19 protein-coding genes are annotated in these 17,877 nt (G+C 54.5%); 12 read left to right on the top strand and 7 right to left on the bottom strand.

Translation table 11 applies throughout. The features are described from left to right. Genes AC07P6_RS16675 through patD form a run of 3 tightly spaced genes read left to right on the top strand, consistent with a single transcriptional unit; the run spans position 1 to position 3,176 of the window. Complete coding sequence (locus tag AC07P6_RS16675) at positions 1-930, top strand: ABC transporter permease (protein WP_478313779.1); 930 nt, start codon at positions 1-3, stop codon at positions 928-930. Then, positions 920-1,726, top strand: coding sequence for an ABC transporter permease (locus tag AC07P6_RS16670; protein ID WP_434658988.1), 807 nt, complete (start codon positions 920-922; stop codon positions 1,724-1,726). Before AC07P6_RS16675 ends, AC07P6_RS16670 begins: the two co-directional genes overlap by 11 nt. A 22-nt stretch (positions 1,727-1,748) precedes the next feature. After that, complete coding sequence (gene patD / locus AC07P6_RS16665) at positions 1,749-3,176, top strand: aminobutyraldehyde dehydrogenase (protein WP_182238440.1); 1,428 nt, start codon at positions 1,749-1,751, stop codon at positions 3,174-3,176. A gap of 427 nt (positions 3,177-3,603) precedes the next feature. Here patD and AC07P6_RS16660 read toward each other — a convergent pair whose 3' ends face one another. Next, on the bottom strand, positions 3,604-3,726 hold the full coding sequence (locus AC07P6_RS16660; protein WP_142513663.1) for a small membrane protein: 123 nt from the start codon (positions 3,724-3,726) through the stop codon (positions 3,604-3,606). A gap of 582 nt (positions 3,727-4,308) precedes the next feature. Between AC07P6_RS16660 and AC07P6_RS16655 the strand changes: the two genes are divergently transcribed. After that, positions 4,309-4,593: a hypothetical protein gene (locus AC07P6_RS16655; protein ID WP_181482350.1), complete on the top strand. Its 285-nt coding sequence runs from the start codon at positions 4,309-4,311 to the stop codon at positions 4,591-4,593. A gap of 49 nt (positions 4,594-4,642) precedes the next feature. Here the strand turns inward: AC07P6_RS16655 and yncL are convergent, their stop codons facing one another. Further along, positions 4,643-4,738 (bottom strand): stress response membrane protein YncL, encoded by a 96-nt coding sequence (gene yncL, locus AC07P6_RS16650; protein WP_110274760.1) that lies wholly within the window; start codon positions 4,736-4,738, stop codon positions 4,643-4,645. A gap of 197 nt (positions 4,739-4,935) precedes the next feature. Here yncL and AC07P6_RS16645 point away from each other — a divergent pair, with 197 nt between their 5' ends. Continuing rightward, a complete protein-coding gene (locus tag AC07P6_RS16645; RefSeq protein WP_110274759.1) occupies positions 4,936-5,109 on the top strand; it encodes a GhoT/OrtT family toxin in 174 nt (57 codons plus the stop codon). A 71-nt stretch (positions 5,110-5,180) separates the two neighbouring features. Next, positions 5,181-5,981, top strand: coding sequence for an alpha/beta fold hydrolase (locus AC07P6_RS16640; protein WP_478313777.1), 801 nt, complete (start codon positions 5,181-5,183; stop codon positions 5,979-5,981). 3 nt (positions 5,982-5,984) lie between these two features. On the opposite strand, the gene AC07P6_RS16635 is transcribed toward AC07P6_RS16640, so the two are convergent. Then, positions 5,985-7,418, bottom strand: coding sequence for an aldehyde dehydrogenase (locus AC07P6_RS16635; RefSeq protein ID WP_182238446.1), 1,434 nt, complete (start codon positions 7,416-7,418; stop codon positions 5,985-5,987). 397 nt (positions 7,419-7,815) lie between these two features. Between AC07P6_RS16635 and AC07P6_RS16630 the strand changes: the two genes are divergently transcribed. Both AC07P6_RS16630 and AC07P6_RS16625 read left to right on the top strand, forming a co-directional pair. After that, positions 7,816-9,414, top strand: coding sequence for an ABC transporter substrate-binding protein (locus tag AC07P6_RS16630; protein WP_478313776.1), 1,599 nt, complete (start codon positions 7,816-7,818; stop codon positions 9,412-9,414). 17 nt (positions 9,415-9,431) lie between these two features. Next, positions 9,432-9,665: a DUF2526 family protein gene (locus AC07P6_RS16625; protein ID WP_182238450.1), complete on the top strand. Its 234-nt coding sequence runs from the start codon at positions 9,432-9,434 to the stop codon at positions 9,663-9,665. A 99-nt stretch (positions 9,666-9,764) separates the two neighbouring features. Here the strand turns inward: AC07P6_RS16625 and AC07P6_RS16620 are convergent, their stop codons facing one another. Both AC07P6_RS16620 and AC07P6_RS16615 read right to left on the bottom strand, forming a co-directional pair. Beyond that, positions 9,765-10,214, bottom strand: coding sequence for a DMT family transporter (locus AC07P6_RS16620; protein ID WP_478313774.1), 450 nt, complete (start codon positions 10,212-10,214; stop codon positions 9,765-9,767). Further along, complete coding sequence (locus tag AC07P6_RS16615) at positions 10,211-10,729, bottom strand: GNAT family N-acetyltransferase (protein WP_181482344.1); 519 nt, start codon at positions 10,727-10,729, stop codon at positions 10,211-10,213. Before AC07P6_RS16615 ends, AC07P6_RS16620 begins: the two co-directional genes overlap by 4 nt. Positions 10,730-10,888: 159 nt before the next feature. On the opposite strand from AC07P6_RS16615, the gene AC07P6_RS16610 reads away from it, so the two are divergent. Both AC07P6_RS16610 and AC07P6_RS16605 read left to right on the top strand, forming a co-directional pair. Then, positions 10,889-11,464 carry a helix-turn-helix domain-containing protein gene (locus AC07P6_RS16610; RefSeq protein ID WP_478313772.1) on the top strand — a complete coding sequence of 192 codons (576 nt, stop codon included), beginning with the start codon at positions 10,889-10,891 and terminating at the stop codon, positions 11,462-11,464. Positions 11,465-11,677: 213 nt separating this feature from the next. Continuing rightward, on the top strand, positions 11,678-12,715 hold the full coding sequence (locus AC07P6_RS16605) for an NADP-dependent oxidoreductase (protein WP_478313770.1): 1,038 nt from the start codon (positions 11,678-11,680) through the stop codon (positions 12,713-12,715). A gap of 47 nt (positions 12,716-12,762) precedes the next feature. On the opposite strand, the gene rihA is transcribed toward AC07P6_RS16605, so the two are convergent. Further along, positions 12,763-13,698: a pyrimidine-specific ribonucleoside hydrolase RihA gene (rihA, locus tag AC07P6_RS16600; RefSeq protein ID WP_182238460.1), complete on the bottom strand. Its 936-nt coding sequence runs from the start codon at positions 13,696-13,698 to the stop codon at positions 12,763-12,765. 298 nt (positions 13,699-13,996) lie between these two features. Between rihA and AC07P6_RS16595 the strand changes: the two genes are divergently transcribed. Then, the gene (locus tag AC07P6_RS16595) at positions 13,997-14,296 is read left to right on the top strand and encodes a DUF406 domain-containing protein (protein WP_110274828.1); all 300 of its coding nucleotides are present in this window, start codon (positions 13,997-13,999) and stop codon (positions 14,294-14,296) included. A gap of 90 nt (positions 14,297-14,386) precedes the next feature. On the opposite strand, the gene pqqU is transcribed toward AC07P6_RS16595, so the two are convergent. Beyond that, on the bottom strand, positions 14,387-16,498 hold the full coding sequence (gene pqqU / locus AC07P6_RS16590) for a TonB-dependent receptor PqqU (protein WP_478313768.1): 2,112 nt from the start codon (positions 16,496-16,498) through the stop codon (positions 14,387-14,389). Positions 16,499-16,759: 261 nt separating this feature from the next. On the opposite strand from pqqU, the gene yncE reads away from it, so the two are divergent. Continuing rightward, positions 16,760-17,821 (top strand): 7-bladed beta-propeller protein YncE, encoded by a 1,062-nt coding sequence (gene yncE, locus AC07P6_RS16585; protein WP_478313767.1) that lies wholly within the window; start codon positions 16,760-16,762, stop codon positions 17,819-17,821. Positions 17,822-17,877: the final 56 nt, after the last annotated feature.

Raw genomic sequence — 17,877 nt, 5'->3', positions numbered from 1 at the left:
ATGACCATGGTGATTCCGCCTGCTTCAACCGGTCGCTTGTCGGCATTATTCTGGCGTAAACCCTCTTTGGGCCTGTTTCTTTTGCTACTTGGCCCGCTGATGTGGTTTGGCATTGTCTATTTGGGTTCGCTGCTGACGCTGTTATGGCAAAGCTTTTACACCTTTGATGACTTTACTATGTCGGTGACCAGCGACCTGACGCTGGCCAATCTGCGGGCGCTGTTTAACCCGGCGAATTACGACATCATCCTGCGCACGCTGGTGATGGCGCTATCGGTAACTGTTGCCAGCGCGATTCTGGCGCTGCCAATGGCGTGGTACATGGCGCGCTATACCCGCGGCAAAATGAAAGCCTTTTTTTACATCGCCGTGATGCTGCCGATGTGGGCGAGCTATATCGTCAAGGCCTATGCGTGGACGCTGCTGTTGGCGAAAGATGGCGTAGCGCAGTGGTTTCTTCGCCACCTTGGGCTGGAAAGCGTGCTGAGCCTGGTACTGACCATTCCGGCCGTGGGAGGCAATACGCTTTCAACCTCGGGGCTGGGCCGTTTTCTGGTGTTCGTCTATATCTGGCTGCCGTTTATGATCCTGCCGGTGCAGGCTGCGCTGGAGCGACTGCCGCCGTCGCTGCTTCAGGCTTCCGCCGATCTTGGCGCGCGTCCGCGTCAGACTTTCCGCTACGTGGTGCTGCCGCTGGCGATCCCCGGCATTGCGGCGGGGTCGATATTTACCTTCTCGCTGACGCTGGGCGATTTTATTGTGCCGCAGCTGGTGGGGCCTCCGGGGTTCTTTATCGGCAATATGGTCTATTCCCAGCAGGGGGCGATTGGCAATATGCCGATGGCGGCTGCCTTTACCCTGGTGCCTATCGTGTTGATTGCCCTTTATCTGGCGTTCGTGAAACGTCTGGGAGCGTTTGATGCACTCTGAACGCGCACCGCTGTTCCTGAAAGTAGCAACCTGGGGAGGGGTGATATTCCTGCATTTCCCGCTACTGATCATCGCCCTCTATGCGTTTAATACCGAAGATGCCGCCTTTAGCTTTCCGCCGCAGGGCCTGACCCTGCGCTGGTTTAGCGAAGCGGCAGGGCGTGCCGATATTATTGAATCCGTGACGTTGTCACTAAAAATAGCTGCGCTGTCCACGGCTATCGCGTTGGTACTTGGCACGCTGGCTGCAGGAGCATTATGGCGCAGCACTTTCTTTGGCAAAAACGCGGTGTCGTTGCTGCTACTGTTGCCGATTGCGCTGCCCGGTATTATTACCGGGCTTGCGCTGCTCACCGCGTTTAAGGCGGTCAACCTTGAGCCGGGTTTGCTGACCATCGTCGTGGGTCATGCGACTTTCTGCGTGGTGGTGGTGTTTAACAACGTGATTGCCCGCTTTCGCCGGACCTCGTGGAGCCTGGTGGAAGCATCAATGGATTTAGGCGCGACGGGCTGGCAAACCTTTCGTTACGTCGTGTTGCCCAATCTGGGATCGGCGCTACTGGCGGGCGGGATGCTGGCGTTCGCCCTGTCGTTTGATGAAATTATCGTCACCACCTTTACTGCGGGACATGAACGCACGTTGCCGCTCTGGCTACTCAATCAGCTTGGTCGCCCGCGCGATGTTCCTGTGACCAATGTGGTGGCGCTGTTGGTGATGCTGGTGACGACGATACCGATTTTGGGGGCCTGGTGGCTCACCCGTGACGGCGATATGAGTGCTGAAAACGGAAAATAAAACACCGATACAGGATACGACTATGCAACATAACCTTTTAATTAACGGTAAGTTAGTGGCTGGGGAAGGCGAAATGGTGCCGGTGTTTAATCCTGCCACCGGTGAAGAGATTTTGTCGATTGCCGAAGCCACGGCGGCGCAGGTTGATGCCGCGGTTGAAGCCGCCGATGAGGCGTTTGTCAACTGGAGCCAGACCACACCGAAAACCCGTGCTGAGTATCTGCTCAAGCTGGCAGATACCATCACGGAACATGCGCAGGCGCTGGCTGAGCTGGAGTCGTTAAACTGCGGTAAGCCGTTACACTGCGTGGTGAACGATGAACTCCCGGCGGTCGCCGACGTGTTCCGCTTCTTTGCCGGGGCGGCCCGCTGCCTGCCGGGGATGGCGGCGGGTGAATATCTTGAAGGACATACCTCCATGATCCGCCGGGACCCGGTGGGCGTGGTTGCCTCTATTGCACCGTGGAACTATCCGTTGATGATGGCGGCATGGAAGCTGGCGCCCGCGCTGGCGGCAGGCAACTGCGTGGTGATCAAACCTTCAGAAATTACCCCGTTAACTGCGCTGAAGTTGGGCGAACTGGTAAAAGATATTTTTCCCGCCGGGGTACTTAACGTGCTTTTTGGTCGCGGGGCAACCGTCGGCGATCCGCTGACGGCCCACGCTAAAGTCCGAATGGTGTCATTAACCGGTTCAATTGCCACCGGGGCGCATATCATCGGCCATACTGCCTCGTCGATTAAACGTACCCATATGGAACTGGGCGGCAAAGCGCCGGTTATCGTGTTTGATGATGCGGATATTGATGCGGTGGTGGAGGGCGTGCGGACCTTTGGTTTCTACAACGCCGGGCAGGATTGTACCGCCGCCTGTCGTCTCTACGCGCAGGCAGGGATTTACGATCAACTGGTGGAAAGACTGGGCGCTGCGGTCGCCAGCCTGAAGATGGGGCCCCCGGATGATGAAACAACCGAACTGGGGCCGCTGAGCTCACAGGCGCATCTTGAAAGAGTAAGCGCCGCCGTCGATGCTGCTCGCGCGCTGCCGCATATTCAGGTGGTGACCGGCGGCAGCAAAGCACCGGGTCATGGCTACTACTATCAGCCCACGCTATTGGTGGGCGCTAAGCAGGAGGATGCGATCGTGCAGCGCGAGGTCTTTGGCCCGGTGGTGAGCGTCACGTCGTTTGAGGATGAAGAACAGGTGCTTAACTGGGCTAACGATTCGCAGTATGGCCTGGCGTCGTCGGTGTGGACTAAAGATGTTGGCAGGGCGCATCGCCTCAGCGCGCGTTTACAGTATGGCTGCACCTGGGTTAATACTCATTTTATGCTGGTCAGCGAGATGCCGCACGGCGGACAGAAACTCTCCGGCTATGGCAAAGATATGTCGATGTATGGCCTGGAAGATTACACAGTAGTCAGACACGTGATGATTAAACACGGATAGAACGAACATGCGATATAGTTACGCGGTTTCTAAATTAGCTTGCTAATAGTTGCGATAGCAGCAAATGTTAAAACAGAGCGGTTTTTTTATGAGAATATTCTCAAACCCCTTCAAGAGCTAAGCCATCATGAGTGCCGGAGATAAGCGCCGGATGGGGTCTGTTAACCACCCTGGGTGCAGGATGTACCCCGGGCGGGTAGTGCGATATAACACCCGTCGGGAATGGCAACGACTATCAAGCCCCTGCATTGCTTGCAGGGGCTTTTTGTATGGGTTATTGCGAATGATTGAGAGCAGCGTGCAGGTGTGATTTTGGCAAATGTTGCTGCCAGGTTAAAGCGGTCTTACCCAGAAGAATAAATGACGGAGTATCATCAATAATCAATAACACGAAGGCATAATTTATTTTTCTAAAATAATTATCATGCTAACGTTTTGTTTTTTTGCTCGGTAAACTCGACTGCCTACGATCGCGAAAGTAAGACACGAGATTATAAATCGCAGCGACCAGTAAAATTAACGCCACAATAAGAACGGCGATTCCCGACATGTACCACCTCAAAAAATTGAATGAGTGAAAAACAAGCATTGCATAACTTGTGTTTATGAATGTATGGTTTTATGCCAGATAACGCAAATGATATTTCCTATCATTTAAATGACAAAATCATGCAAAATACTCACGTGGATGATGGTAACTGTATGTTTATTAATTGATTTTTTGAAATTTTCATCTTGGTTCAATTCGCGAGCAATCAGGAGTAATCGCATTTCGTGCTAATAGTGAGATTGTCTCATCAATGCTTTAATCTTGAATACTGATGGATGTGAAGCGCTCATCTGGCTGAGAGACATGATAACCGTATTGCGTTCTCAGGTAGCAATTTCAATGTTGTGTTTAATGTGTATTTATATTTATCAATAACTCTATAGATTAAACCACATTAATATTGGTGTTATTAATTATCGGGTGCGATCGTTGTGTTTGGGGGTTATAGAAATAACGTGAGCGGTGCTTGTTATTTATCTCTGGTATTTTGAATACGCATAGATGTAACTTGTTTGTTAATTTCATATGGGCGGCGACTTCAGGAAGGCCAGGGGGGCTGGGTTTGACTTTCCATAGCCGCTCATGCGAACATTCCGCGCAATTTGTTACTTCGAAGTTGATATTGTTTTGAAAAAAATAGCATGTTTTCTATTTGTGGTCTGCGCCACGGCAACTCTTTACGGCAATTTCCCGGCTAAACATATTATTGGATGTGAAAAGCAGGGGGTACCGGAAGCTATCTGCATCGCTGCCGAGTGGGATAGTGAAAAAGTCGATCTGTTACCGGCATACAATCCTGAAAGTCTGAAGGTGCTTGCCTTGCAAAAAAGCGGGTCTGCTGCTGATGCGGGCGCTTTCAAATCGTAAAAAAGCAGCCCTTGAAGGCTGCTTTTTTAGGTTTCATCGCTGAGTAAAATCAGTAAAACCAACCAAAACGAACGGACAACAGGCTGATGAGCGCAAGTGCTGCGCCGACATTAATCAGAATGACGGTTTTGCTGGAAACATCCATAACGCCACCTTTTTGAGTAAGCCTCTACAGGTATAGTACGAGGTCAAAGATTGCGCTATCGGACAAAGCCGAATCGATCGACTTTCTGAAAATTATGCTTGCCTTTGTTTTAAGATTTCATCATCTCTGATGCACGCTGGGGTGCGAAAGAGCATTGTCTTTAGTGAAAATGCTGATCAGGGAAGGAAGAAGAAAAAATGACCGTATACCAGAAAATGCTGGTTTTTTATGCCGTTATGGGATGTATCTGTGCCGTGATAAGCTGGTTCTTAACCAAAGAGAGCCGTTGGATACGTCTGCTTGCCGCGTTGTTGATCGGCGCGACCTGGCCGTTCAGCTTCCCGATGGCGCTGCTGGTCTCGTTGTTCTGATTTAAAAATCGATACCCTGCGTTATATGATGGCTGTTTAAAAAAACAGTGATAACTAACGGATGGTCATCGATGAACAGTTTCTTTTCCTCTCAGGCTGGCGCCACCGTGCGCTGGCTCGATCTGCCCGGTCGCGGCGAACCTATTGTTTTTATTCACGGCCTGGGCTGCGCCTCTACGTATGATTATCCTCGCGTTGCCGCCGATCCCGCGCTGGCAGGTCGGCGGATGCTCCTTGTTGATTTACCCGGTTATGGCTATAGCGATAAACCGGCCTCTTTTGGCTATCGCACCGGCGATCAGGCAAAGGTGGTGGTCGAACTACTGGAACACTTAGCGCTTACACGCTGCTATTTATATGGACATAGCATGGGGGGCAGCATTGCGATTGAAGCGGCAGAACTGCTTGCTGAGCGAGTATTGGCGCTGCTGGTGGCCGAGCCGAATCTGTATCCCGGCGGAGGGATGTACAGCAGACGCATTGCTGAACAACCTGAGGAGCGCTTTATTGCTCAGGGCTACGGCGACATGCTATCGGCTGAAACATCACCCTGGGCAGGTTGCCTGCAAAACAGCGCTCCCCGGGCCGTCTGGCACGGGGCAAGCAGCCTGGTGAAAGGTGTTACGCCTTCCTGGTTTACCCGCTTTAGCGCTTTAGCCTGCCGTAAGGCCCTGGTCTACGGCGAACTTTCTCTCCCCGCGCAGGAAGCCATTGACGTTAAAGCCGTCGGAATCCCGCTGTTTATTGTGCCCCAGGCAGGGCACTCAATGGCATGGGAAAATCCATCAGCGCTGGCCCAAACGCTGGCCGATTTTTACTTTAGCGCTGAGGCAGAACGTCAGCTTAACGATGCGGTCTCCAATAAGTCGTGACGCTTAAAATGGCAGTTCGCGCGGGCGGGTTTGCAGCGTTATCCAGCGCAGTTCGGTAAATTCGGCTATCCCCGCGCGTCCGCCAAAGCGGCCATACCCGGAAGATTTGCAGCCGCCGAACGGCATTTGCGCTTCATCATGCACGGTAGGGCCGTTGATGTGGCAAATGCCGGTTTGCAGGTTTTGCGCCAGGTTCCATGCCCGGGCGCTGTCCCGGCTGTAAACCGCCGACGAGAGGCCATATTCGCTTTCGTTGGCAACGGCCAGCGCTTGCGTTTCATCTTCAACCCGGATAATCGCTTTCACCGGGCCGAAAGACTCTTCACGCCAGATGCGCATTTCCCGGGTGACCCCATCAAGCAGTGTGGGGCGCATTTGCGTCGAACTGGCTTTGCCGCCGGTTAGCAGACGCGCGCCTTTCGCCAGCGCATCGTCTATCAGCGTATTGCAGCGGGTGACGGTTTTCATATCCACTACCGGCCCGAGAAGGCTGGCGGGGAGGGCTGCCGCTCGTTTGGCCAGCAGCAAAACAAACTCATCTGCGACGGCATTATCAATGATGATTCGCTCGGTCGACATGCAAATTTGTCCGGCATTGGCGAACGCGCCAAAAATCGCGCCTGCTGCCGCTTGTTCGAGGTCGGCGTCATCCAGCACCAGCAGCGGGGCTTTGCCGCCAAGCTCAAGCACCGCCGGTTTCAGATGTTCGCCGCAGGTGCGGGCGATGATTCTCCCCACCGGCGTGGAACCGGTGAAGTTAACGCGGCGCACGGCGGGATGCGCTATCAGCGACTCCACCAGTTCAGGTGCGTCGGCGGGCGCACAGGTCAGATAGTTGACGACCCCAGCGGGAAAACCTGCTGCTGCCAGCGCATCAATAATCAGCCCTTGCGTGGCAGGCGACAGTTCTGCGCCTTTGAGGATAACCGTATTGCCGCAGGCCAACGGCGTGGCGATAGCGCGGGTTGCGAGGATTAACGGCGCGTTCCACGGTGCCATGCCGAGCACAACCCCCGCGCCCTGGCGGATCCCCATTGCCAGATTTCCCGGTACGTTAGATGGGATAACCTGCCCCTCGATCTGCGTCGTCAACGCGGCGGCTTCGCGTAGAATGTCGGCGGCGAGATGGACGTTAAACCCGGCCCAGTGGGCGGTAGCACCGGTTTCCGCCGCCATAGCGGCAATAAATTTAGCCTCACGGCGCAGCATTTCCTCGGCGGCTTCCAGAAGAAGACGACGCCTCTCTACGGGGGCCGTTTCACGCCATTGTGGAAAAGCGGCGGCAGCGGCCTCCACGCAGCGACGAGCGTCGGTCAACGTTGCAGCACTGGCGACAGAAACGATCTCTTCCGTCACCGGGCTATGGCGGCTAAACGTGGCATGACCTTCGGCATCGTGCCATTGGCCGTTGGTGTACAGATTGCAGGTTATTGTCATTGTTAGCGTCTCCTGGTATGGCGATTTTGCCGAGTGTATCGGTTTGCACCGCGTCCTGGGGCGAGCGGGGCGGTAATCGCCCCCTTTTTTCCCAACCTTTCGGAGACTTCACAATTTATTGATGATGCCAATGGTGAAAAAATAAACTTGTGTTGAATTAATCGGCGAAAACGACGTTTTCAGCATAACCTGATACCGATTGATTATTTGCCGGTTGAATTCTCTTATGCTGTTATTAGAGAACGTTTACCCTAAATAATTCGAGTTGCAGGAAGGCGGCAAGAGAACGAATCTCCAGGAGCTTACTAAAGTAAGTGACTGGGGTGAGTGAACGCAGCCAACGCACATGCGACTTGAAGTATGACGGGTATATAACAAATTCATAAGGCTTATAATTATGTCTACAGGGAAAACACTGCTTGCGCTGGCGCTAAGCGCGCTATTGCCAGCCGGTACTGCATTGGCGGCGGGGAGCGATACGCTGGTCTACTGTTCCGAAGCCTCGCCGGAATCTTTCAACCCGCAGATTGCCAGCTCAGGGCCGTCTTTTGTCGCCAGTTCGCAGGTGCTTTATAACCGCCTGATCAACTTTGACCCGGTAAAAAATACGCCAATCCCTTCGCTGGCGACCGAATGGACCGTCTCCCCGGACGGCAAAACCTGGACCTTCACCTTGCGCAAGGGCGTACATTTCAACAGCAACAAATACTTCAAACCGACCCGCGATTTTAACGCCGATGATGTGTTGTTCTCGGTGCTGCGTCAAAAAGACGATAAACACCCGTACCATAATGTTTCACAAGGAAATTATGAATATTTCCACGACGTCGGGCTGGATAAGCTGATCAAAGAGGTCAAAAAGATCGATGACTATCATGTTCAGTTCGTCCTGAACGAGCCGAATGCGGCGTTCCTCGCCGATTGGGGGATGGATTTTGCGTCGATTCTTTCTGCCGAATACGGCGATGCAATGCTGAAAAAAGGCACGCCGGAGTACGTCGATACCTGGCCTATCGGCACGGGACCTTACGCGCTGCAACAATATAAAGTGGACTCGCTGATTCGCTATATCGCTAACCCGCATTACTGGGATGGTGAAGTGCCGACCAAACATCTGATCTTCTCGATCACCCCGAACGTCGAGACGCGTCTGGCGAAGCTGCAAACCAACGAATGCCAGATTATTCCTGCGCCGTCGCCGGTACAGTTCCCGGTGATTAAAGGTAATAAAGACCTGGCCCTGCATTCGGTGGAAGCGCTTAACGTCGGCTATCTGGCGTTCAATACCGAGAAAAAACCGTTTGATAACGTGCTGGTGCGTCAGGCTTTAAACTACGCGACCGATAAACAAGCGATCGTCAAAGCGGTCTTCCTGGACTCCGGTAGCGTCGCGAAATCACCAATTCCGGCCAATATGCTCGGCTACAAGAAAGATCTACCGGATTATGGCTATGACCCTGAGAAGGCGAAAGAGCTGCTCAAGCAGGCCGGACTGGAAAAGGGCGCGGAAGTGACCCTGTGGTCGATGCCGGTACAGCGTCCGTATAACCCTAATTCGCGGCGTATTGCGGAGATGATCCAGAACGACTGGAGCAAGGTTGGGATCAAAGCCAAAATTGTCACCTATGAATGGGGTGAATATCTTGCCGGAATGCGCAAAGGCGAGCATGACAGCGCGCTGTTTGGCTGGATGTCTGATAACGGCGATCCGGACAACTTCGCCGGCACCTTGCTCAGCTGCGACAACATTAAAACCGGCTCTAACGTCGCCCGCTGGTGCGATAAATCCTACGATGCGCTGGTGAAAAAGGCTATCCTGGTGAGCGACCCGCAGGAGCGCGCGAAGCTGTATGGTCAGGCGCAGGAGATTTTTTATCAGCAGGCCCCGTGGCTAACTCTGGCGACCGGGAAAACCTTCTACGCGACGCGCAGCAACGTCAGTGGCTATAGCGTGAGCCTGATGGGCAGCGATTTTTCCAAAGTAAAACTGAATTAGGCCGCAAGGAGAAAAGAATGCGACATCTGGATGAAGTGATCGCCCGCGTGGATGCCACGATTGCGGAAGGCGTCATTACCCATATGAATGAATTGCTGATCGCGCTGAGCGATGACGCTGAGCTGGGACGCGAAGAGCGCTATGCCCAGCAGCAGCGCTTGCGTAATGCCATCGCTCATCATGGTCGCCAGCAGCATGAAGAGCAGGAAGCGCGCCGCGAGCAGTTGACCCGCGGCGGCGAAATTCATTAAATCGCTGTTAAAACTGGTGTCTGGCCACCGTTTTGTAGGCCGGGTAAGGCGCTAGCCGCCACCCGGCGAAAATGCGAGCACGGTGCTATCCATCAGCGCTTAAAACTGGCGTCTGGCCACCAGCCAGGCGCCTATCACCAGCATCACCGCGCCGCACAGCGGGCTAATCAGGGCGCGAACCGGCACGTCGTGCGCACGGATCAGATCAATCACCAGCCCGCCAACCAGTTGACTGGCAATCAGCACCGCAATCGTGGTCGCCGCTCCGACGTTCTGGTAGCCGCTAATGCTGGCAAAAACAAAGAACGATCCCAGTAGACCGGGAATTAATGTCCACCATTTCACGCTAACCGCCAGTTCCTGAAACCCCGCTGCGCCGTGGCGTAGCATCAGTATTGTCACGAAAATCACAATACCCACCAGCGAGTTAAGCAGCATCGCGATAAGAATAGTGGACGAGGACTGGGTAATGCGCACCATCAGCGTGTTTTGCAGCACCAGCCCAACCCCTGCGGCAATTAAACAGGCCAGGGTCAGCGTCTGGTTCATGCGCTGCCGTCCGGATCGCGACGATCGTCGAGCTGTAATTGCATAAACGTCAGATCCAGCCAACGACCAAATTTCGTGCCCACCTGCGGCATGTGTCCGGTGGTGACAAACCCCAGTGTTTCATGCAGATGCAAAGAAGCCTCATTTTGCGCTTCGATACCGGCAACCATCACGTGTTTATTCAACCGCCTGGCTTCGGCGATTAACGCAACCAGCAGGCGGCGACCCAACCCTTTACCCTGGTGATCCGGGTGAACATAGACGGAATGTTCGACGGTATGGCGAAAGCCGTCGAAGGCGCGCCAGTCACCAAATGAGGAATAGCCAGTGATGACGCTATTTTCTTCGCTGACCAGCACCGGGTAGCCGGCAAACTGGCGGGCTTCAAACCAGGCAATACGGTTGTCCGTATCGACGGTTTTGTCGTTCCAGATAGCGGCGGTATGCACTACCGCGTGGTTATAGATTTCAGCGATCGCGGCGCAATCGTCTTTACTGGCATGGCGGATGGTCATGGCAAACCTCAACGGTTGTACACTATAGTAGTACGATATTATTACAATAATGTACGCAAGATTGTCATCTGCTTTGGTCATTATATTTTATTATGTCGCGTCATACCGCTCGCTGCGACCGCTTGTTGCTGCCAGACGCATACACTATAGTGTCACGTTATGAATACTTTAGAAGACAACCTTAATCAGCGCATCAGCGCGCGCATCCGTATCGAACGGGAATCCCGTGGCTGGTCGCTGAGTGAACTGGCAGAGCGGGCGGGGGCGTCACGGGCGATGATCCACAAGATCGAACGCGGTGAAAGCAGCCCGACGGCGTCAATGCTTGGGCGACTCTCCGGCGCATTTGGCATCAGTATGTCAACGCTGATTGCCCGTGCGGAGATGCAGGAAGGTAAGCTGTTGCGTTTGGCGAACCAGCCAGTGTGGCGCGACCCGCAGAGCCACTATCTGCGCCGCCACGTATCCCCGCGCAGTGACCTGCCCATCGATCTGGTGCAGATAGAACTCCCGGCAGGCAGCGATGTGCCGATGCCAGCGGCCTCTTATGCGCTGGCTCGCCAGCTCATCTGGTTGCAGCAGGGCGAACTGGTGTTTGTCGAAGGCAACACGCGTCACGAGATGCAGGCGGGAGACTGCCTTGAGCTTGGGCCGCCTAACGATTGCCGCTTTATTAATGAATCTGCGCAACCCTGCGTTTATCTGGTCATCCGACTCAATCAATCTGCCTCTTAGAGCCTATCCCATTAGGGCTATTTTACTTGCCATTTTGAACCTGGGCAGTGCTCGAAATCCTCACGTACTACGTGTACGTTCCGGTTTCTCCGCGCTGTCCGTGTTCAAACTGTCTGCGCCAATAACGCCTACTGGGATAGGCTCTTAATGTCAATGCGTATTGCCGGGAAAGCAGCTAGCCTCAGTACAGACTTGTCAAAAGAGGAGTTTGTTATGGCTTTTAATTCACAACGTCATCGCCGCTGGCTACTGGCGTCTCGTCCACATGGCGAGCCGACCGGGGAAAACTTCCGCCTGGAAGAGGGCGACGTCGCGTCTCCTGGGCCGGGGCAGCTACTGCTGCGTACCGTTTATTTATCATTAGACCCTTATATGCGCGGGCGTATGAGCGATGCCCCATCCTATTCGCCGCCGGTGGCAATTGGCGCGGTGATGGTGGGCGGTACCGTGAGTCGCGTCGTGACATCGAATCATGCCGATTTCCAGCCCGGAGACTGGGTGCTCGGCTACGGCGGCTGGCAGGATTATGAACTGTCAGACGGTAGCGGGCTGGTGAAGTTAGGCGACAATCCTGAGCATCCCTCCTGGGCGCTGGGGATTCTGGGGATGCCGGGCTTTACCGCTTATATGGGGCTGCTGGATATTGGTCAGCCGAAAGCGGGCGAAACGCTGGTGGTCGCCGCCGCAACCGGGCCCGTTGGCGCAACGGTCGGGCAAATCGCGAAGCTAAAAGGTTGCCGTACGGTGGGGATAGCTGGCGGTAGCGAGAAATGCCGCTATGCGGTCGAAACCTTAGGGTTCGACGTGTGTATCGACCACCGGGCGCCTGATTTTGCCGTCAAGCTGCTCGAAGCCTGCCCGCAGGGAATCGATATCTATTATGAGAACGTCGGCGGCAAAGTGTTCGACGAAGTCCTGCCGCTGTTAAACACCTCGGCCCGCGTGCCGGTTTGCGGTCTGGTCAGCGGCTACAACGCCACCGCTCTGCCGGACGGCCCGGATCGTCTGCCGCTGCTGATGGCAACAATCCTGAAAAAGCGCATTCGGATGCAGGGCTTTATTATCGGCCAGGATTACGGCCACCGCATTGCGGAGTTCCAGCAGGAGATGGGGCGCTGGGTGCAGGAAGGAAAAATCAAATACCGCGAACATGTGGTAGAAGGCCTGGAGAACGCGCCGCAGGCGCTAATCGGTCTGCTGAAGGGCGAGAACTTCGGTAAAGTGGTGGTTCGCGTCTCTCCAGATGAGTGACGTATTTCCCGGCAGGCAGTAGCGCCTGCCGGGGTTTATGACGTGAGTTACGCGTAAAACGCCAGCCGCTCGGCCAGCAGGTCAACAAACGCCTGACGGTCGACGTCGAGCATCACCGTGGCGTTCGGCTCTTTCCCGGTCAGGTTGTAGAAATCAACCACCGTCATCCCTTGAGTATATTTCCCCTGGGTTTCCACGCCGACCCAGCGTTCAATGGTGGTGAACATCTCCGGTTTCAGCAGCCAGGCAATGGTGCAAGGATCGTGCAGCGGCGCGCCGACGAAGCCCCATTTTTCATCCTTATGGTACTCAAGGAAGAAATCGAGCAGTTCGGCGACAATCGTCGAAATCGGGTTGCCAATACGGCGGAAGCGTTCGATATCTTCGGCGTGAATTTGCGCTTTATGGGTGACGTCCAGACCGGCCATCACCACCGGGATACCGGACTGAAAAACGATCTCCGCCGCTTCCGGGTCGACGTAGATATTAAATTCGACCGCCGGTTGCCAGTTACCCAACACCATCGCGCCGCCCATAATAACAATGCGGGCGATTTTGCTATGCAGTTCAGGATGGCTGTTGAGTAACAGCGCGACGTTGGTTTGCGGCCCGGTTGCCACGATTGTCACCGGTTCGGCGCTTTCACGCAGTGTTTTTGCCATCAGTTCAACGGCAGTACAGCTTTGCGCGGCAAAATCGGGTTCCGGCAGCGCCGGACCATCCAGCCCGCTTTCGCCGTGTACGTTGTCGGCGATAATCAGCTCGCGCATCAGCGGCTTGAGCGCGCCGCCGGCCACCGGGATATCCTGGCGTTTCAGCAGGGTGAGCATCCGCAGCACGTTGCGCAGAGTTTTGTCCGGCGTTTGGTTTCCAGCGGACGAGGTGACGGCTTTAACATCAAGCTCCGGCGAGGCGAGGGCAAGAACGAGAGCAATCGCGTCATCATGACCCGGATCGCAATCGATAATTACTGGCAGTGCCATGGTGGCTCCTTATTGGCGTTGTTTTGTGACAAGGGTAACGCTGTAAAACGGGATAGACGAGGCACAACGCAGGATAGTGTGATGGCGTGCACGATTGATCGCAGTTGAGTGCGGGTTGATACGATGCATGAGCTGTGGTGTTTTATCGATGTGCAATCACGATACCGCCATGCGATGGCGCAAGAAGTTGACTCTTCCAGTGACATATACTGATGAAAGACTAATCCATACGAATTTTAATGGTTTGCTTTTCTGCTGACGGATTCTTATCCTGATCAAAACTCAAGAGGTTACCACGATGAAAGATGTTGTAGATAAATGCAGTACTAAAGGTTGCGCCATCGATGTTGGGTCGATTATTGATAATGAGGATTGCGTCTGGCAGGTTGCGAAAACTTTCCCATCACGCGAGGAGGCGGAATCTACACTGGCAGCCGTTCGTGAACGTGCTGTAGCCGCAGCGCCCGCCAGCGAGCCGCCGCAGGTTGACTATACCATTGTGGCCGCAGGTGATGAGGTGAAGCTCGACGTTTCTATCGCTTTCTCCTGCCAGGCGGAAAAGATTATTTTTGAATTGTCCTTAAGAAACATTATTTAAGGCAAAGCGCAGGTTTTGGAAATTGCCCGGTGGCGGCTAGCGCCTTACCGGGCCTACGAAAAGTACGCAACCTGATGAGAGAAGCGACCGTTATTCAAACCGCCATGCCAGATTCAGCCCGACACCATAATTGCGACCCGGTGCCGGTTCGTAGTAGCGACCGTTGGATTCGTTAACGATAACCGATCCCGCGTAGCTGCGGTCGAACAGGTTATCGACGCGGCCAAACAAATCCATATCCACCTTGCCGTAGCTCCATTTATAGCCGGTCGTCAGGCCGACCACCGTCCAGGACGGCGCTTTGGCGGTGTTTTCATCATTAGCCATAATATCGCTCATATAGCGAATATCGCTGCCCGCGTACCAGCCTTTTTCGGGCTGATAGCCGAAGGACGCATAGCCCATATTGCGGGCGATCCCCGGAATACGATTGCCTTTACAGCTCGAGTCGTCGCAGACGTTGGTGCGATAGGTCGCATCCAGCCAGGTCCACGCTGCTTTCAAACGCCAGCTGTCGCCGAACTGCTGATCCAGCCCCAGCTCCATCCCCTGACGACGGGTCTTACCGGCATTTTTATAGCTGGTACGCCCGCCGCTGCTGGCGTCGACAACAATCTCATTATCGGTATCAGTCTGGAATAGCGCAGCGGTTAACAAGCCATTGCCGATACGCGCCTTGCTGCCAATTTCGACGGTTTCGTTGGTTGACGGCTGGAGACCAAAGTTCAGGCCGCCCTGGTTGCCGGAACGATACGAAAGCTCGTTAATCGTTGGCGTTTCGAAGCCGCGACCGGCGGAAACGTACAGATTCCACGCGTCGGTTACTGCATATTTTAGCGAGCCCGCTGGCAGCCACTTGTGATAGCTGGCATCGCCGCTATCATCGCCGTTGCCTGGGGTAATGTAGTAGTCATTAGAATCGAACCACACCGAGCTGTAGCGCACCCCGGCGTCCAGCGAAAGTTTCTCGGTAAGCTGCCACTGAGTTTGCAGATACGGGTCGATATTCCACATCAGATTACGTTCATTGCGGCGCAGGTCGCCCTTTTCGCCGTACTGCGGCGCGCCGTTGCTCATGACAAAGTTTGCGAAGCCTTTGCGGCGCTCGCTCATGGTTTCGTAATCGAGACCGGTGGTAAAGGTGACCGGTACCAGCAGCTCGCCGCGGTGGGTCCAGCGGGTATCAATCCCCTGATAGTGTCGGGTCAGGTCGATAACGCCGCCCGCATGGGTCGGGTTAAGCTGCGGCGCGCGCGGAATCGACTGATATTGCGTGGTTTCGCGCTCACCGGCGTACATCATTACGCTCAGATCGTCCTGCTCGCTCAGCTGGCGCTCATAGCGCAAACCGGCCTGGGTCTGCTTAATGGTTTTGCGCGTATTGTACTGATCGCCGCGGGGAGACTGGCGTGGGTTACTCTGCCATTCGTCATAACTCAGGCCGCCCGCATCGTTAGCTTTGATATCGACGCTGTTGAACAACAGGGTCAGCTTGCTGACGTCGTCGATACGCACGCCCAGTTTGGCGTTAGCGAGATTCTTGCGCGCGCCGCTATGGTCGCGGGAGCCGTGGGTGGTGAAGCGGTTGGTGGAAACCACATAGTCGACGTCGCCCGCGTGCGTACCGTCACCAACAGCGCCGGTTGCTTTCATGCCGTAGTGCCAGGTACCGAAGCTACCGTAGTAGCTGCTGGCTTCGATGGTTGGCGGCTGGCTGCCGGTCTGGCTAGTGGCATTAATTACTCCGCCGGAAGAGTTGCCGTACAGCGCGGAAAAGGGGCCGCGCAGCACCTCAAGCGAGTCGAGGCTGCCAATGTCAATATTCGAGGTTTGCCCCTGACCATCGGGCATGGTGGCCGGAATACCGTCGACGTATATGCGCAGCCCGCGCACGCCGTAGGTCGAGCGGGAGCCGAAGCCGCGAATAGAAAGCTGCAGATCCTGGGCGTAGTTTTGTCGGTTTTGTACCTGGAGGCCGGGAACCGCGCCCAGCGACTCGGAGAGGTTAACGCGCGGCGCGGCCTGGCGCATTTCATCGCCGTTAACCACGCTCACGGCGGCTGGGGTATCGAGTTCAGAAACCGTAGATGGCGCAGCGGTGACGACCATGGTTTGTTCAGCGGCGCTGGCGGTTGGCGCGCTGGCAACCAGCGGCAGAAGCAGGGCGGGGAGCGCGGCGGCGCGCACGGAAAGGATTTTCATCAGAGTTACTCGCAAAACGAACCAAATGGAACATATGTATATATGTTAACTCTATTGTAAATTATTTGAAAAGACTTAACGATATTTGAGTTAACAAATAGCAGGAATTGCGTGATCTCAAGGCCACTATACGTAATTAATGCTCCACATTGAGATAAATAATGATTACTATTCGCATTCCGTAAATGGCGTAAAACAATGATTTTGCGCCCGGAAGCACTGTCGAGCAGGCACATATTTGTTTTATCAAAGGGAGTCGTTATGTCATTACGTCATCTGTCCGCGCCGCGTCTGCGCCGTTCACTGTTATTAACATCATTGCTGCTGGCGGGGAGCTTCAGCGCTCACGCGGCGGAAGAAATGCTGCGCAAGGCCGTCGGCAAGGGCGCATACGAAATGGCTTATAGCCAGCAAGAAAATGCGCTGTGGGTTGCCACGTCCCAGAGCCGTTCGCTGGATAAAGGCGGTATCGTTTATCGTCTTGACCCGACGACCCTTGAGGTGACTCAGGTTATTCATAACGACCTGAAACCGTTCGGCGCGACCATCAACAACGCCACCCAAACCCTGTGGTTTGGCAACACCACCGACAGCACAGTGACGGCGATTGATGCCAAAACCGGCAAGGTGAAAGGGCGTCTGGTACTTGACTCCCGCGAACGTAGCGAAACCGTACGCCCGCTGGCCCCGCGTGAACTGGCGGTCAACGAGAAAACCAATACTGTCTACATCACGGGTCTCGGTAAAGAGAGCGTGATCTGGGTGGTTGATGGTGACAAGCTGACGCTGAAAGATACCATTGCTAATACTGGCTCAATGGCAACGGGCCTGGCAGTGGATGTCCAGGCCAATCGTATCTACACCACCAACGCTGATGGCGAGCTGGTGACTATCGACAGCACCAGCAACAAGATCCTGTCACGCAAAAAGCTGCAGGATGACGGCAAAGAGCACTTCTACCTGAACCTGAGCCTCGATACTGCTGGTCACCGCGCCTTTATTACCGACGGCAAACAGCCGGAAGTGCTGGTGGTTGATATTCGCGATGGCAAAGTGCTGGAGAAAATCGCCGCGCCGGAGTCTCTGGCCGTGCTGTTTAACCCGACCCGCAATGAAGCCTACGTGACGCATCGTAAAGCTGGTGAAGTGAGCGTGATTGATGGTAAGAGCTATAAAGTGGTCAAGACCTTCAAAACCCCGACTCACCCGAACAGCCTGACGCTCTCCGCTGATGGTAAAACGCTGTACGTCAGCGTGAAGCAGGAATCGACTCGTCAGAAAGAAGCGACCCAGCCGGATGACGTTATCCGCATCGCGCTGTAATCTTCTCAGGAGGGGGCAACCCCTCCTGCTCGCCTATATCACCCTCTGTTACAAAC

It is taken from the genome of Klebsiella sp. GFKo11 (genome assembly GCF_056490265.1).
Note: the sequence above shows the minus strand (reverse complement) of the source record. Positions and strands in the feature narration are given on the sequence as shown.

Bases quoted from the DNA above. Each gene is read 5' to 3' on its own strand.
- AC07P6_RS16675 (WP_478313779.1), top strand. From the start codon at position 1: ATGACCATGGTGATTCCGCCTGCTTCAACCGGTCGCTTGTCGGCATTA.
- AC07P6_RS16670 (WP_434658988.1), top strand. From the start codon at position 920: ATGCACTCTGAACGCGCACCGCTGTTCCTGAAAGTAGCAACCTGGGGA.
- patD (WP_182238440.1), top strand. From the start codon at position 1,749: ATGCAACATAACCTTTTAATTAACGGTAAGTTAGTGGCTGGGGAAGGC.
- AC07P6_RS16660 (WP_142513663.1), bottom strand. From the start codon at position 3,726: ATGTCGGGAATCGCCGTTCTTATTGTGGCGTTAATTTTACTGGTCGCT.
- AC07P6_RS16655 (WP_181482350.1), top strand. From the start codon at position 4,309: ATGCGAACATTCCGCGCAATTTGTTACTTCGAAGTTGATATTGTTTTG.
- yncL (WP_110274760.1), bottom strand. From the start codon at position 4,738: ATGGATGTTTCCAGCAAAACCGTCATTCTGATTAATGTCGGCGCAGCA.
- AC07P6_RS16645 (WP_110274759.1), top strand. From the start codon at position 4,936: ATGACCGTATACCAGAAAATGCTGGTTTTTTATGCCGTTATGGGATGT.
- AC07P6_RS16640 (WP_478313777.1), top strand. From the start codon at position 5,181: ATGAACAGTTTCTTTTCCTCTCAGGCTGGCGCCACCGTGCGCTGGCTC.
- AC07P6_RS16635 (WP_182238446.1), bottom strand. From the start codon at position 7,418: ATGACAATAACCTGCAATCTGTACACCAACGGCCAATGGCACGATGCC.
- AC07P6_RS16630 (WP_478313776.1), top strand. From the start codon at position 7,816: ATGTCTACAGGGAAAACACTGCTTGCGCTGGCGCTAAGCGCGCTATTG.
- AC07P6_RS16625 (WP_182238450.1), top strand. From the start codon at position 9,432: ATGCGACATCTGGATGAAGTGATCGCCCGCGTGGATGCCACGATTGCG.
- AC07P6_RS16620 (WP_478313774.1), bottom strand. From the start codon at position 10,214: ATGAACCAGACGCTGACCCTGGCCTGTTTAATTGCCGCAGGGGTTGGG.
- AC07P6_RS16615 (WP_181482344.1), bottom strand. From the start codon at position 10,729: ATGACCATCCGCCATGCCAGTAAAGACGATTGCGCCGCGATCGCTGAA.
- AC07P6_RS16610 (WP_478313772.1), top strand. From the start codon at position 10,889: ATGAATACTTTAGAAGACAACCTTAATCAGCGCATCAGCGCGCGCATC.
- AC07P6_RS16605 (WP_478313770.1), top strand. From the start codon at position 11,678: ATGGCTTTTAATTCACAACGTCATCGCCGCTGGCTACTGGCGTCTCGT.
- rihA (WP_182238460.1), bottom strand. From the start codon at position 13,698: ATGGCACTGCCAGTAATTATCGATTGCGATCCGGGTCATGATGACGCG.
- AC07P6_RS16595 (WP_110274828.1), top strand. From the start codon at position 13,997: ATGAAAGATGTTGTAGATAAATGCAGTACTAAAGGTTGCGCCATCGAT.
- pqqU (WP_478313768.1), bottom strand. From the start codon at position 16,498: ATGAAAATCCTTTCCGTGCGCGCCGCCGCGCTCCCCGCCCTGCTTCTG.
- yncE (WP_478313767.1), top strand. From the start codon at position 16,760: ATGTCATTACGTCATCTGTCCGCGCCGCGTCTGCGCCGTTCACTGTTA.